The following is a 13,364-nucleotide window of genomic DNA, read 5'->3' as shown; positions in this document are numbered from 1 at the left end:
CACCGCGCAACACTTAACCCATTCTTTTATCTGGAATTCCAAGAACCTTGATGCGTTTGCTGAAGTTTTTCTGGTGGTCCTGTGTCGCCGTTTTTTGTGGGTTAGCGCTCAGTTTCAGTGGAGCCTTTCTCTATCTTAGTCCCGGCTTGCCTTCAGTCGAATCGCTGCGCAGCATCCAGCTGCAGATCCCGCTGCGCGTCTACAGCACCGATGGCAAGCTGATCTCCGAGTTCGGCGAGATGCGCCGCTCGCCGATCCGCTTCGAGGACATCCCCCAGGACTTCATTCGCGCCCTGCTCGCTGCCGAAGACGACAACTTCGCCAACCATTATGGCGTCGACTTCACCAGCCTGATGCGCGCTGCTACGCAGTTATTAGCCAGCGGCCATATCCAGACCGGGGGCAGCACCATCACCATGCAGGTGGCGAAGAACTTCTTCCTCACCAGCGAACGCAGCTTCTCACGCAAGATCAACGAAATCCTCCTCGCTCTGCAGATCGAACGCGAGCTGAGCAAGGACGAGATCCTCGAGCTCTACGTCAACAAGATCTATCTCGGTAACCGCGCCTACGGCATCGAGGCCGCCGCCCAGGTGTACTACGGCAAGTCGATACGCGAGCTGAGCCTCGGCCAGCTGGCGATGATCGCCGGCCTGCCCAAGGCGCCGTCGCGCTACAACCCGCTGGTCAACCCGCAGCGCAGCAAGGAGCGTCGCGACTGGATTCTCGGCCGCATGTTCAAGCTCGGCGCCATCGACAAGGCACGCTACGACGCCGCGATGGCCGAGCCGATCGATGCCCGCCACCATGTTCAGCCGGTCGAGCTCAACGCGCCCTATATCGCCGAGATGGCACGTGCCGAGATGGTCGGGCGCTATGGCAGCGATGCCTATACCGAGGGCTTCCGCGTCACCACCACGGTGCCGGCAGTGCTGCAGGAGGCCGCCAACCGCGCCCTGCATGACGGTCTTATCGCCTACGACCAGCGCCATGGCTTCCGCGGCCCGGAAACCCGCCTGCCCGGCCTGACCCGCGAGGCCTGGCTGCAGGAGCTGAACAAGTACAAGGCCATCGGCGGGCTGCAGCCGGCCATCGTCACCCAGGTCGAGAAAAGCGGCATCATGGTGCTGCTGCGCAACGGCGAGGAGCAGCCGGTGGCCTGGGACAGCATGAAATGGGCGCGCCCCTTCCTCAATACCAACAGCCTCGGCCCGCGCCCGCAGCAGCCGGCCGACGTGGTGCAGATCGGCGATCTGGTTCGCGTCGAGCCGGACGCCGAGAACCAGGCCCTGCTGCTGCGCCAGATTCCTGCGGCGCAGAGCGCCCTGGTCTCCCTGGACCCACAGAACGGTGCCATTCGCGCCCTGGTCGGCGGCTTCTCCTTCGAGCAGAGCAACTACAACCGCGCGGCCCAGGCCAAGCGCCAGCCCGGCTCCAGCTTCAAGCCCTTCATCTACAGTGCAGCACTGGATAGCGGCTTCACCGCCGCCAGCCTGGTCAACGATGCCCCCATCGTGTTCCAGGAGGCCGGCATGGAGGAAGCCTGGCGACCGAAGAACGACAACAACACCTTCCTCGGCCCGATCCGTTTGCGCGAGGCCCTCTACAAGTCGCGCAACCTGGTGTCGATCCGCCTGCTGCAGACCATCGGCATCGATTACACCCTCGACTACATCAGTGCCTTCGGCTTCAACCGTCAGGAGCTGCCACGCAACCTGTCGCTGGCGCTCGGCACCGCAGGCCTGACACCACTGGAGATCGCCGGTGGCTGGAGCGCCTTCGCCAATGGCGGGCACAAGATCGAGCCCTACCTGATCGAGCGCATCGACAGCCGCGACGGCAAGCCGTTGTTCACCGCCAACCCGCCACGCACCCCGCAGAGTGCGCAGCTGGTTGAAGAGCAGAACGCCTCGCTGCTGCTCGAAGAGCCCAATGCCGAAGTACAGAGCCCGGTACTGGCCAAGCAGATCATCGATGAGCGCACCGCCTATATCATGACCAGCATGCTGCAGGACGTGATCAAGCGCGGTACCGGCCGCCGGGCGCTGGCTATGGGCCGAGGCGATCTGGCTGGCAAGACCGGCACCACCAACGAGTCCAAGGACAGCTGGTTCTCCGGCTACAACGCCGACTACATGACCACCGTCTGGGTCGGCTTCGACCAACCGGAGAGCCTGGGTCGTCACGAGTATGGCGGCACCGTGGCCCTGCCGATCTGGATGAACTACATGAGTGCAGCGCTGAAGGACAAGCCTGAGCATCTGCCGCCCGAGCCGGCCGGCCTGCTCAGCCTGCGCATCGACCCGGTCAGCGGCCGCGCCGCCTCGCCAGGCTCGCCCGATGCCTACTTCGAGCTGTTCAAGAGCGAAGATTCGCCCCCGCCGATGAGCGAACTGGACCCCACCATGGGGATTCCGGGTAGCCCGCTGCCGGCCGACGAGGCCGCGCCGATCGACCTGTTCTGAACATGCTCAGTCGGGCAACTCCCGGCGGATCATCCAGTGCCCTTCGGGCGGCATCAGGCGGCTGATATCGAAGCGCGGCAGACTCTCGCGATCGAGCATCTCGATCAGCGGCCCGATCTCGCGCGGGTGTGGCTCCCCCTCCAGCGCGCGCACTGCCAGGTCTATGGCGATGCGCGCCTGCAGCACGGGCGAGTCACTCGGCGCGGCCAGAATGAAGCCATCGCGAATCTGCTCGACAATGCGCTCCGTGGTATAGGTACCCAGCACCAGCGGCCGTGACTCGTTACCCCGCCCCTGTACCAGCTGCGCGGCAAATCCCGCCGCCTCGGCGTTGGCCAGGATGAAGTCGAGAGCCTGCGCCTCGCCCAACAGCTGGCGGACCAGCCGGGCCTGACTATTGCGATCGACCGGCCCATAGCCGCCGTGGCGCACTTCCACTCGCCGTGCATCGACCCCCTGACGCAGCCCCGTTTCCAGCCCCTCCACCCAGCCGGCCCCTTGCGGCCCGGGCAGCCAGCCAATGCGATAGCTCCCTTCCGGGCGCAGTCGCTCGATATAGCCGAGCGCCGCTCGCGCCATGTCGGCGAAATCCACCCGCGAGTGCGCAGTGAGTCCCTGGCATTCCAGACCGTTGACCAGATCGATCACCGGCCTACCCTCGGCCATGAGGCGGGATATCTCCGGGCATAGCTCGCGCGTGTTGATCGCCGCGATCACATAAGCGTCGGCCTCGGCACCTCGACAGTTGTGCAGCTGGTGCACCTGCACTCCGGCATTCTCGTAGCCTCCGGCCTCATAGATTCCCAGGCGCACACCAAGCCGCGCCGCCTCGCCATCCAGTCCCCAGGCCACACCCCACCAGTAGCGATCCTTGCCATGCGGTAAAAGGGCACAGACTCTCCACGGCCGGCTGGCGCGCTCCAGCGGCATGTACTGGCGCAACTCGCCATCGGCACGCACCGCCACCGGATACCAATCGGCCTGAGCCGGCAGGGCAAACAGCCCTAGGACGAACAGCCATTCCTTGCCTATGCGCATCGCAACCCCCGTCGGATATATCCCTTCAGCCTAGCCAGTCTGCGCCAGGATCGGGGCCTTATCTCCGCCTGCTACAATGCGCGCCTTCCCCTCATCAGGTTCGCCCCGTGACCAGCGCCTTCGCCACCCTGCCCCTGTCCGCCGCCATGCGTGACAACCTTGCCTCCCTCGGTTACGCCGAGATGACGCCGATCCAGGCCGCCAGCCTGCCGCTGATCCTCCAGGGTCGCGACCTGATCGCCCAGGCCAAGACCGGCAGCGGCAAGACCGCGGCCTTCGGCATCGGCCTGCTGCATCCGCTCAATCCACGCTTCTTCGGCTGTCAGGCGCTGGTACTGTGTCCGACCCGCGAGCTGGCCGACCAGGTGGCCAAGGAAATACGGCGCCTGGCGCGCGCCGCCGACAATATCAAGGTGCTAACCCTGTGCGGCGGGGTGCCCTTCGGTCCGCAGATCGGCTCGCTGGAGCACGGCGCCCACGTCATAGTCGGCACCCCGGGGCGCATCCAGGAACACCTGCGCAAGGGCACCCTGAAGCTCGACGGCCTGTCCACCCTGGTGCTGGACGAGGCCGACCGCATGCTCGACATGGGCTTCTTCGACAGCATCGCCGAGGTCATCGAGCAGACCCCCGCGCGACGTCAGACCCTGCTGTTCTCCGCCACCTATCCGGCCGGCATCGAGCAGCTGGCCGCGCGCTTCCAGCGCGATCCGGCTCGGGTGGAAGTGGAAGCACTGCATGATGACGGGCAGATCGAGCAGCGCTTCTACGAGATCGACGGCAAGCAGCGGCTGGAAGCCGTGCTGCGCCTGCTGCGGCACTTCCGCAAGCAGCCGGCGGTGGCCTTCTGCGCTACCCGCCAGCAGTGCGACGAGCTGGCCGCCAGCCTGGAAGCCGAGAAGATTTCCGCCGCCGCCCTGCATGGCGACCTGGAGCAACGTGACCGCGACCAGGTGCTGGCGCTGTTCGCCAACCGCAGCCTGAGTGTGCTGGTGGCCACAGACGTGGCCGCCCGCGGCCTCGACATCGCCGGCCTGGAGCTGGTGATCAACGTCGAGCTGGCCCGCGACCCGCAGGTGCACATCCATCGTATCGGCCGCAGCGGCCGCGCCGGAGCCAAGGGCCTGGCGCTGTCGCTGGTGGCACCGAGCGAGGCCGGCCGTGCCCAGGCCATCGAGGAGCTGCAAGGTAGCCCGCTGACCTGGCAGCTCCTGGGCGAGCTGAAGGACAAAGGCGAGGCGCTGCTGCCGCCGATGCACAGCCTGTGCATCGCCGCCGGACGCAAGGACAAGCTGCGACCCGGTGACATCCTCGGCGCCCTGACCGGCGAGGCCGGCATCCCAGGGGACAAGGTCGGCAAGATCGCCATCTTCGACTACCAGGCCTTCGTCGCCGTCGACCGCAGCGTTGCCAAGCAGGCCCTGCAGCGCCTGGCCAGCGGCAAGATCAAGGGGCGTGCGGTGAAGGTACGGCTACTCTGAGGAACCCTACTCACTGCCGTCCAGGCCATGGCGCTGATAGATGCGCCGATAGCTGTCGTCGGCCCGCATCGCCTGAATCGCGAGATTGAAGTCACGGACGATCTGCTGGTGCAGTGGATGGCTGCGCCGCACCAGGATGTGCAGGCCGTTTTCGCTCAGCGGTGTGTCGACGAACTCCACCGCATCGCGAATCTCGCGCAGGTCACGATTGAGATGGTGGCGCGCCACCAGCTCGTCCTCGAGTGTCAGCTGCACCCGCCCGGCCGCCAGCATGCGCGCGCCCATGACGAACTCCAGCACCGGCACCTTGGTCAGCTGGTCGGCAGCATCAAAGGCACTTTCGTAGCTGTAGCCACGCACCACGGCGATACTGAACGGCAGCAGGCCGTCGAGGCCGTCGTACTCGATGGGCATGCCAGTGCGCCGCAGGAAACGGATGCGATTGACCAGATAGGGTTCGGAGAACAGCCCGTAGCGGGTCCGTTCGGCGCTGTACCAGGCGGCCACTATCACGTCGTAATCACCCTGTTGCAGCCCGCGCAGCACTCGCGCCCAGGGCACCTCGACGTACTCCGTGCTGTGCCCGGCGCGCTGCAGGGCAGTGCTGACCAGATCCACGGCCAGGCCATTGTTGGGCAGGCGCTGGTCGGTGAAGGGCGGCCAGGAATCGCCGGCCAGGCGCAAATGCTCGGCCGCAACCGCCGTGCATTGGAGCAGGGCGAGCAGCAAGATGAAGATTCTAGAAGAGTTCATGCCGACATCCGGCGACTGTGACTCTCCAAAGATTAGCCAGTCCCGCGCCTGCTGCTAAGACGCCCGAAAGCGAGCGAGGTGCACGCGCCGTAATAAAACTGGCACACCTCCTGCTTAGTATCAGACAACTCCAGTTTTGGGGACCTTGGTACAGGCAGGCCGGGGAATCCCCTCTTTTACACCCATGAGAAGGGCCGCATCTGCGGCCCTTCTGCATTTCAGCGGTAAAGCTCGCGGCGGAAGATCAGCGGCGCCGCCCCCTTGTAGATGCCGAAGCTGGCCAAACCACGCGCCAGCTGACGGTTGGCGCCATCCCAGGGGTACTGCAGCCAGGCCGGCGAGTCGGGGAAGCTGACCTGCAGCGATCCATCGTTGCCAGCCCCCGGGGCGCTCAACTGCAGCGTACCGACACCGGCCAGGGGGGCCGCCAGGGTCGGCGTGGTTTCCCCGGTCGCTAGGTTGCCGGTGTACTGATCCAGTGCAGGCGTCCCCAAGACGGTGCAGGTATCCATCCCTTCGGTCAGGAAAGCCCCGCCGGCGACGTTCTGCCAGCTTTCCAGCAGCAGCGGCAGGTCCAGGGCCTGCAGCTCGGATCCGTGGGCGTTGCCGATGCGCAGGCGGCCCAGCCGCACCTGGCTGCCAAGGTTCTCGCTGGCGTCGACCGTGAAGTCGTAGCTGTAATCCAGGCAACCACCGCCGCTATCGTGGCAGACCACCTGGCCCTGGTCGACCTCGCGTAGGCTGGCCGCCGCAAAGGTCTGCCGGATCTGGGCCGCGAACGGATAGTCGTCGCTACCAGGCAACGCGGCGGGCTGGTAGAGCAGTTGCTCGCCCGTCCAGCGGTAGGTACGCGCCCCATCGCCATCGTTGCCCCCTTCCACGGCCAGCGTGGCCGTGCCCTGGCTGGCAAGGCGCGCATCCCGGGCCGGGATGCCGGTAATCGAGCTGTAGCTGCCCACGGCAGGATCGGCCAGCTTCCAGAAACCCTCCCGGTCATAGTTCCTGGTGGCATCGCCTGCGCGGTTCCTGGCCGTGAGGGTCAGGGTCGGCTGGCGATTGCTGGCGAAGCCCATCGGCTGGCCCTGGTAGCTGAAGGCGCTGCCGCAGCTGGGCGTCAGGCTGGCACTGCCCTCGGCGCTCAGATAGGCGGGAATAAAGCGACCGACCAGGTCGCGACTACCGCCGCCGACCGTTTCGCCGAAGTACGTGCCCCCCGGGGTGGCGCTCAGGTTGAACACGCCGACCTCGGAGATAACGACGGCGACTTCGGTCTGGTCGCCCAGGGCGTGGTCGTAGCTGCCAGGCGTCACGTCGCCGGGTGCGCCGCCGGCCGGGGCCTGTACCGCACTTTCCAGGGTGATGCCTGAATGGCGGAAGTTCGGCGTGGTGATATTGCCGCTGCACAGCGCCTGCGCGGTCGAGGCCTCGCCGTCGCTCTGCCAGCCCACCGCGCGGAGGGTCAGCGGGAAGCTGTCGCCGGCGCGAATGCCACCGGGGAAGACGTCGCAGTCGGCAGCGGCACTGCCGCAGGTGCTGGCGGTGCTCAGGCACAGGCCATAGGGCTTGCTGACGAAATCGTCCTCGCCCTCCAGCACCAGGCCGATGTCGCCCGTGGCATCGCTACCGGTGTAGCGGGCGCTGAGCCGCATCAGCCCGGCGTCGTCGTAGCGCACGCTCAGCGGCGCTCTGCCGCTGGCGTCGAACGCGAGGTCGAGGCTGACCGGCGTCGCGCGCACGTCGCTGCCGTTGACCACCACCGCCTTGGTGCCACTGGCGGGGTTGTCGTAGGCCGAGGTGAAGCTGACGCGGCGAGTGACATTGGCGAAGGCCGGCACGCACTGCAGGGCATCGTCCGAGCTGCGCACGGCACTCAGGGTCGCCGCCGTCGGCTTGGCCGCCAACAGGTTCGGCACCTGCAGCAGCAGACCGCTGGCTGCGTAACTGATCTGGCAGCCCGCGGTCGAGCAGACCGGCTGGCTGTTGGGCTTGGTCGCCGGCACCGAGCCGAGGTCGTCGAGGATCACCGTACCCACGGATGGCACCCTGAGCTGAGCCTGCGCCGTACCGCCGCTGAAGGTGAGGATGTTGCCGCTGACGCTGGCCGGCGCCGTGGCCGTCCAGTAGTCGCCCGGGCTCAGGGTGACGCTGACCGTGCCGGTATAGAGGCTGCTGCAGCTGCTGTTGAGGCAGGCACGGATGGTGACCGGCTGCGGATTGCAGGTCAGCGCCGCGCCGCTGTAGATGAACTCGAAGTGATCGATCTGCTGGCCGATGGGGTTGATCTCGGTGGCGCAGACCTGCAGGTCATCCAGTTCGTGGATATTGGTCGAGCCGCCAGTGGATCCGGTCAGCGACAGGTAGAAGTCGCTCGGTAGAGCGTCCTGGTCGAAGGCCGCAGCCAGCACATTGACGCCATCGAGGTTGGGCAGCACGACGAAGCCGCTGCCCGTGTCGCGCTCCACCGTCACCCGCGCCTCGTTGCCGAAACGGCCGTCCAGGGTAATGCGGTAGGTATGCCCGGGACCCGGCGTCGCCCCGGCGCTGTCGATGCCCGGGCTGAGGTTGGCCGGTGTACCGGCGAGGTAGCGATAGCCCTCGGCACCCGAACCCGAGCCGCGCAGCGCCACCGAGTCGATACGCCGCTCCGGCCCGCCCGGCCCGCCTTCGGTGGAGAAGTTGCCGTACTCGTCGATACCGACACCCAGCCAGCCGCCGGCAAATCCGGGGTTGGCCGCATCGCCGCGCGTTCCATAGCCAAGCGGGCCGCCGAAGGCACCGGGCTGTGGCGTCACGGTCGCATCGGAAAGCACCACGGCCACACCGTCGGCACCGCTACCGTTGTAGGCGTAGTACTTGAACTGCACCTGGATGTAGTTGCCAGCCGCCGGGAACAGGCGCTGCAGGGTGGACGAGGTGGAGACGTTGCCCTGGTTGCTGGTCAGCCGCATGCGCTGGCCGCTGACGGTCGGCGTGAAGGCCGTGGCGCCGCGGCTGGCCACCGCCCAGTCGTCGCCCAGGCTGCCGTCGTCGAAGTTGTCACTGAAGCACTGCAGGCTCAGGCCGCAGGGGTGGCGCTCGGCGACCAGGGCGGCGATCTGTGCCTCGGAAAGGGCCGCGTTGTAGATGCGCAGCTCGTCCAGTTCGCCATTGAAATAGCGCCCGGCAAGATTCTGGTCGGCCCCCAGTTGCAGCGGGTCGTTGTTGGCCACCGGCGTACCGGCGAAGCTGGCCTGGCCGGCCAGGCTGCCGTTGATGTAGATGCGCTGATCACCCGGCGCATAGCGGATCAGTACATGGCTCCACTGCCCGGTCGGCAGCGCCGCGGTGCTGTTGAACTGGCGGGTTGCACCAGCCGTGGTCTGCCACCACCAGTTGATGGTGCCGTCGGGGTTGAGGTGGAACTCGTAGTTCTCATCCTTGGACAGGATGCTCATCAGCCCCGATGCCGGCCGCGTGCGCGGCCTGACCCAGAGGCCGATGGTGAAACTGCCCTGCAGATCGAGCAGGCTGCTGTCGGCGCGCTGCACGTACTGGCTGGACGCCGAATTGAAGACGCCATAGCCACAGGTGCCCTGGGCATTGACCTGGGGTAGCGCTGGCGTGGTGCTGGCGGTGGTGGCGCCGTTGAATGCCGTGCCATTGAGGCTGTTGCCGGAGGTATCCAGTACCTCGCCGGCGGCGCCCGTCCAGGCGCTTTCGTCCAGCGACCAGCTGAGACGCGCGGCAATACTGAGTGGCTCGTAGAGGAAGAGCGTGTGCGCGACATAGGAACCGGAGCCGCCGACACTCACGGTATCCGGGCCTGTGCTACCCGGCAGGCTGATGGCACGCCCCACACCCAACAGGGAGGCTCCATTGGGGCCGGCGCTCGATTCCGGCCGGTAGTACTCGCTGAACCCGGCCGGGGTCGCCGCGAAACCGTTGCCATAACTCACACCGAACAGGCGCAGCAACTGACCGCTATTGGCGGCGCTGATGGCGGGCACGCTGATATTGTTGCCGCCACCACTGGTGGTACCGGTATCGCTACGCGACTGCTCGATTTCGGGGTAGATGCCGGCCAGGCTACTGCGCCAACCGGACAGGCCGCCGGCCATGCGGGTGCTGCTGGAAAGACTCCAGGTCTCGCTGCTACCCGCGACATCGGCCGCAATTGCCGTACGGATATAGATGCGTTGGCGGATATTCGTGCCGCTGGAGGCATCCTGCAGCAGGCTCCAGCGGGCATTGGGCGGGGTGAGGGTTGCGCCGGTATTGCGATGGGCGATCTGGACGATCAGCAGATCGCCCAGCTGCAGGTCGCTCGGCAGGCTAAGGCTGATCTGCGAGCCATTGTTGGCGTTATCGCTGGAGTTGCCGGTATTGATCAGCGCCGCCCTGGCCAGCCCCGCAGCAAGGAACAGGGTCAGCAGGAGCAGCCCACGACAGCCGAGCTTGCGCATCGTCAGTTCTCCACTACGGCAGTGAGCCGGCGATAGGTATAGTCGGGGCGGCCGCCCGGCGTACCGTTCTGCGCCTCGGCGGTGAAACGGAAGATCTGCACCGGATTGCCCTCGTTATCGCTATAGCTGTCGCTCTCACAGCCCACGCTGACACTGAACTCGGCCAACCCACTGCCGGCCATGTCGGGACTGCCGCTGGCGCAGCTGCCGGCGCCGACCGCCTGGTGGATTCCCCACTCCAGCCCGGCGCGGGCGGCCTGGTAGGCGCGCGCCTGCTGGATGGCCAGGCTGGTGCTGCCGTGCTGCACCGTGGACAGGCGCGCCATGGTGATCACCAGCAGGGTCACCACGACGATCAGGAACAGCGCCGCCACCAGGCCGAAGCCCGGCTCCCGGCGTAGGCTCGGCTCAGGGCGCATTGTCGACATGGACCTGTTGCAGCAGTTGCAGGTTTTCCCCGGCCTCGGCGATGCCCAGGCTGAGGCTCAGCAGCCCGGCACGCTGGGTGCTGCCGGACTGGTAGGCGAAGTTGCAGCTGGCCACCTGGCGCGCCACCGGCTGCGGGTTGGAGCCGGGAGGCGGCGAAGCCGGCAGCGCATTAAGCAATTGGTTGTAGCTGTAGCGCAGCAACTGGTCGCCCTGGCAGCGGTAGCCCACCACCGTCTCGGCCAGGTACAGGCGGTGCTGCGGCGAGGCGAAGGCGAAGCGGAAGCCGCCGGCCGGCAGGTTGCCCAGGGCGATATGGCTCTCGCCGGCCGGCGCCCCGACCAGGGGTGTGAAGCTGGTGCCGGTCGGCGTGATCACTCCCGGATTGGCCGGCGCCCAGACATTGCTGCCGGGCAGCGGGCTGCCGCCGGATTCGGCACCTATGTTGTACAGCACCAGCCAGCGTGCGCCGGCGGGGTCGAAGCCGTCGTCGAGCACCTGCAGGCTGTCGCAGCGGCCGCCCTGGGTGGTGCTGCTGCAGGTACCGGCAGCGTCCGTGGAGAAACGCAGCCCCTGCTCGCCGACCCGGTTGGGCCGGTAGCGCGCCGCGCTATGGATCAGCAGCAGCTCCACCGCCTGGCCGTCAGCGGAAACCCGCAGCGAATTGGGCACGGCCAGGCGCACGTCGCGGCTCATGCGCTGTAGGGCGCCGGCGGCGCTATCCACCAGCTCGGCACGCCGGCTCTGGCCGATGAAGCCCTCCATGGGCCGCGACAGCACGGTGCTGATCATCAGGCCGACCAGCCCGGCCAGGGCGATGACCATGACCAGCTCGACCAGGGTGAAACCGCGCCCGCGCCGCATCAGTAGCGCGCCCTGAAGCCGTCGAGGGCCAGCGCCTGGCCGGCCGGATCGGTGACCGTCACCCGCACCCGCAGCACATCGCCGGCGGCCAGCCCGGCCCAGGCCTGGGGCGTGACCGCCACCTGCACGCGATAGTTGGCCAGAGCGGCGATGGCCTGGCCACGGGCATCGCGGGCGCCGTTGTCATTCAGGCCGGCGTAGTCGCAGACGTTGTCGAAGCTGGCGCGGCTGGCCGGCGGCGCCGGGCAGACTGCGCCGCCACTGTCGAGAAAGGGCTGCAGGAGGATCTCCTCCAGGTAGGCCTCGGCGATGCTCAGGCTCTGCTGGCGCAGCAAGGGGTCGGCCGAACGCCCGCTGATGGCCGCCATGGCACTGTAAAGCGCAGCGGCAGCGATGCCGATGATCACGATGCTGATCACCAGCTCGACCAGGGTCATGCCGGCCTGGCGCTTCATTGCACCATGCCGGTGTCGGCGGTCACGCTGATGGTGAAGCCACCGAGGGTGGCGCTCGCCGCGGCCGAAGGCCGGCCGAGGGAGTCGAACACCACGGGAAATGTGCTCGCCGCGAAGCCGACCCCGTTGGGCAGGCTGGCGGCGAAGGGAATCTGGCCATCCGGCCCCTGCACCTCGGTGCCATAGGCGCCACTGGTGCAGTTGTCGGCGCGGCGCAGGCGATAGCCGTTGCCATCCAGGCTGACCTGAATCCGGCAGCCACTGGCCACCGCCAGCTTCTGCGCGTAGCGCACGGCGGCCAGGGACTCTTCGTAGAACAGGCGCTCGTCGAACACCTGGCGGTCGAAGAAACGCGGCCCCACCACGGCGGCGAGGATGCCGATGATCACGATGACCATCGTTAGCTCAACCAGAGTGAAACCGCGCATGTCTTAACAGTTTGTGACGTCGCTGGTGATGGTCGGCGATGTGTTCGCAGCCGCAGCTTCGGTGTAAGTCACCTGACAATTGGCAAGCGCTACAGCCCCAGTTGCCTGCACGGTGGTAAGGGGCGCTGCAGTGGTGATGGTGTAGTCGGCCGCAACAATTTGTGCGGCCAACAGAATACCTGCAGCGCTCGGGTAACCATTAACCATGGGGATGGCCTGCCCCTCCAGATTCACTGTGGCTGGGGTGTTACCAGCAGCTAGCCAGGCCGAATGGGCGATAGCAGATGCAGAACGAATGGCACCCTCCGCCCCCTCGATAGTAGCGCGACGCGCATTACCACCCAGATCGGCAAAGCGCGGCAGGGCAAAGGCCGCCAGGATGCCCAGAATCACGATGACCATGATCAGTTCGATCAGGGTGAAACCACCTTGCTGCTTTTTCATAGTGCTGCTTCCTGGTTGGATCAATTGAAGGTGTTGGTCACTTCGCCGGTGTTGGCGTTGTAGGTGATGGTGTCGTCGGCGCCATCGGCCTGGTAGGTGAAGGTGCAGGTGGTGCCTGCCGCCGTGGTCACGTAGTCGACGGTGCCGGCAGCGGTGCCCACGGAGGGGGCCGAGCCCTGCAGGACATTGGTGAACACCTCGTTGCAGGTAGCGGCGCTCATGGCCGCGGTGGCAGCAGGCGTGCCAGTGGCATTGACACCGATCGGCCAGCCGTTGGCGTTGACGTCCACGGTGCCGTTGCCGAAGCCGGCCACGTCGATCTGGCAGTTGCCGCCGGTGCAACCATTGCTGCCGCCATTGCGATTCAGCTCGTACTGCGAACGTGCCAGCAGCACGGCCGAGGCCAGGGCACCGGAGGTGCCGCGCAGGGCGGACTCGTGGGCATCCTTGGTGGCATCCATGAAGCGCGGCAGCGCCACCGCGGCGAGGATGCCGAGGATGGCGATCACCACCACCAGTTCGATCAGGGTAAAACCTTTGCTGTTCTTCATTCTTCTTCCTCTGTGAC

Annotated in this window: 11 protein-coding genes; 2 read left to right on the top strand and 9 right to left on the bottom strand. The window is 66.6% G+C overall.

The features are described from left to right. The first annotated feature begins 50 nt into the window (after positions 1-50). Complete coding sequence (locus AAG092_RS13880) at positions 51-2,465, top strand: penicillin-binding protein 1A (RefSeq protein WP_373387127.1); 2,415 nt, start codon at positions 51-53, stop codon at positions 2,463-2,465. 6 nt (positions 2,466-2,471) lie between these two features. Here AAG092_RS13880 and torT read toward each other — a convergent pair whose 3' ends face one another. Further along, entirely contained in the window at positions 2,472-3,503 is a 1,032-nt protein-coding gene (gene torT / locus AAG092_RS13875; protein WP_373387126.1) for a TMAO reductase system periplasmic protein TorT, read from the bottom strand. A 107-nt stretch (positions 3,504-3,610) separates the two neighbouring features. Between torT and dbpA the strand changes: the two genes are divergently transcribed. Beyond that, the gene (dbpA, locus tag AAG092_RS13870) at positions 3,611-4,984 is read left to right on the top strand and encodes an ATP-dependent RNA helicase DbpA (RefSeq protein WP_373387125.1); all 1,374 of its coding nucleotides are present in this window, start codon (positions 3,611-3,613) and stop codon (positions 4,982-4,984) included. Positions 4,985-4,990: 6 nt separating this feature from the next. On the opposite strand, the gene AAG092_RS13865 is transcribed toward dbpA, so the two are convergent. From AAG092_RS13865 to AAG092_RS13830, 8 genes are all read right to left on the bottom strand, one after another. Beyond that, a complete protein-coding gene (locus tag AAG092_RS13865; protein ID WP_373387124.1) occupies positions 4,991-5,737 on the bottom strand; it encodes a substrate-binding periplasmic protein in 747 nt (248 codons plus the stop codon). Between the two features lie 218 nt (positions 5,738-5,955). Next, on the bottom strand, positions 5,956-10,179 hold the full coding sequence (locus AAG092_RS13860; RefSeq protein ID WP_373387123.1) for a DUF6701 domain-containing protein: 4,224 nt from the start codon (positions 10,177-10,179) through the stop codon (positions 5,956-5,958). Between the two features lie 2 nt (positions 10,180-10,181). After that, positions 10,182-10,607: a hypothetical protein gene (locus AAG092_RS13855; RefSeq protein WP_373387122.1), complete on the bottom strand. Its 426-nt coding sequence runs from the start codon at positions 10,605-10,607 to the stop codon at positions 10,182-10,184. After that, positions 10,588-11,469, bottom strand: a complete 882-nt coding sequence (locus AAG092_RS13850; RefSeq protein WP_110682978.1) for a type II secretion system protein J — start codon at positions 11,467-11,469, stop codon at positions 10,588-10,590. Before AAG092_RS13850 ends, AAG092_RS13855 begins: the two co-directional genes overlap by 20 nt. Further along, complete coding sequence (locus AAG092_RS13845) at positions 11,469-11,924, bottom strand: prepilin-type N-terminal cleavage/methylation domain-containing protein (protein ID WP_110682977.1); 456 nt, start codon at positions 11,922-11,924, stop codon at positions 11,469-11,471. The genes AAG092_RS13850 and AAG092_RS13845 overlap by 1 nt, the downstream gene beginning before the upstream one ends. Next, positions 11,921-12,322 carry a Tfp pilus assembly protein FimT/FimU gene (locus AAG092_RS13840; RefSeq protein ID WP_373387121.1) on the bottom strand — a complete coding sequence of 134 codons (402 nt, stop codon included), beginning with the start codon at positions 12,320-12,322 and terminating at the stop codon, positions 11,921-11,923. The genes AAG092_RS13845 and AAG092_RS13840 overlap by 4 nt, the downstream gene beginning before the upstream one ends. Positions 12,323-12,355: 33 nt before the next feature. Further along, positions 12,356-12,796, bottom strand: a complete 441-nt coding sequence (locus tag AAG092_RS13835) for a type II secretion system protein (protein WP_110682975.1) — start codon at positions 12,794-12,796, stop codon at positions 12,356-12,358. A 20-nt stretch (positions 12,797-12,816) separates the two neighbouring features. Beyond that, a complete protein-coding gene (locus AAG092_RS13830) occupies positions 12,817-13,347 on the bottom strand; it encodes a Tfp pilus assembly protein FimT/FimU (RefSeq protein ID WP_373387120.1) in 531 nt (176 codons plus the stop codon). Positions 13,348-13,364 lie beyond the last annotated feature (17 nt).

Source organism: Pseudomonas alcaligenes (genome assembly GCF_041729615.1).
Lineage (GTDB): Bacteria > Pseudomonadota > Gammaproteobacteria > Pseudomonadales > Pseudomonadaceae > Aquipseudomonas > Aquipseudomonas alcaligenes_B.
The sequence above is the reverse complement of the archived record's forward strand: the minus strand, read 5'-3'. Positions and strand labels throughout refer to the sequence as shown.

Coding starts and splice junctions, on each gene's coding strand:
- AAG092_RS13880 (WP_373387127.1), top strand. CDS start 51: ATGCGTTTGCTGAAGTTTTTCTGGTGGTCCTGTGTCGCCGTTTTTTGT.
- torT (WP_373387126.1), bottom strand. CDS start 3,503: ATGCGCATAGGCAAGGAATGGCTGTTCGTCCTAGGGCTGTTTGCCCTG.
- AAG092_RS13865 (WP_373387124.1), bottom strand. CDS start 5,737: ATGAACTCTTCTAGAATCTTCATCTTGCTGCTCGCCCTGCTCCAATGC.
- AAG092_RS13860 (WP_373387123.1), bottom strand. CDS start 10,179: ATGCGCAAGCTCGGCTGTCGTGGGCTGCTCCTGCTGACCCTGTTCCTT.
- AAG092_RS13855 (WP_373387122.1), bottom strand. CDS start 10,607: ATGTCGACAATGCGCCCTGAGCCGAGCCTACGCCGGGAGCCGGGCTTC.
- AAG092_RS13850 (WP_110682978.1), bottom strand. CDS start 11,469: ATGCGGCGCGGGCGCGGTTTCACCCTGGTCGAGCTGGTCATGGTCATC.
- AAG092_RS13845 (WP_110682977.1), bottom strand. CDS start 11,924: ATGAAGCGCCAGGCCGGCATGACCCTGGTCGAGCTGGTGATCAGCATC.
- AAG092_RS13840 (WP_373387121.1), bottom strand. CDS start 12,322: ATGGTCATCGTGATCATCGGCATCCTCGCCGCCGTGGTGGGGCCGCGT.
- AAG092_RS13835 (WP_110682975.1), bottom strand. CDS start 12,796: ATGAAAAAGCAGCAAGGTGGTTTCACCCTGATCGAACTGATCATGGTC.
- AAG092_RS13830 (WP_373387120.1), bottom strand. CDS start 13,347: ATGAAGAACAGCAAAGGTTTTACCCTGATCGAACTGGTGGTGGTGATC.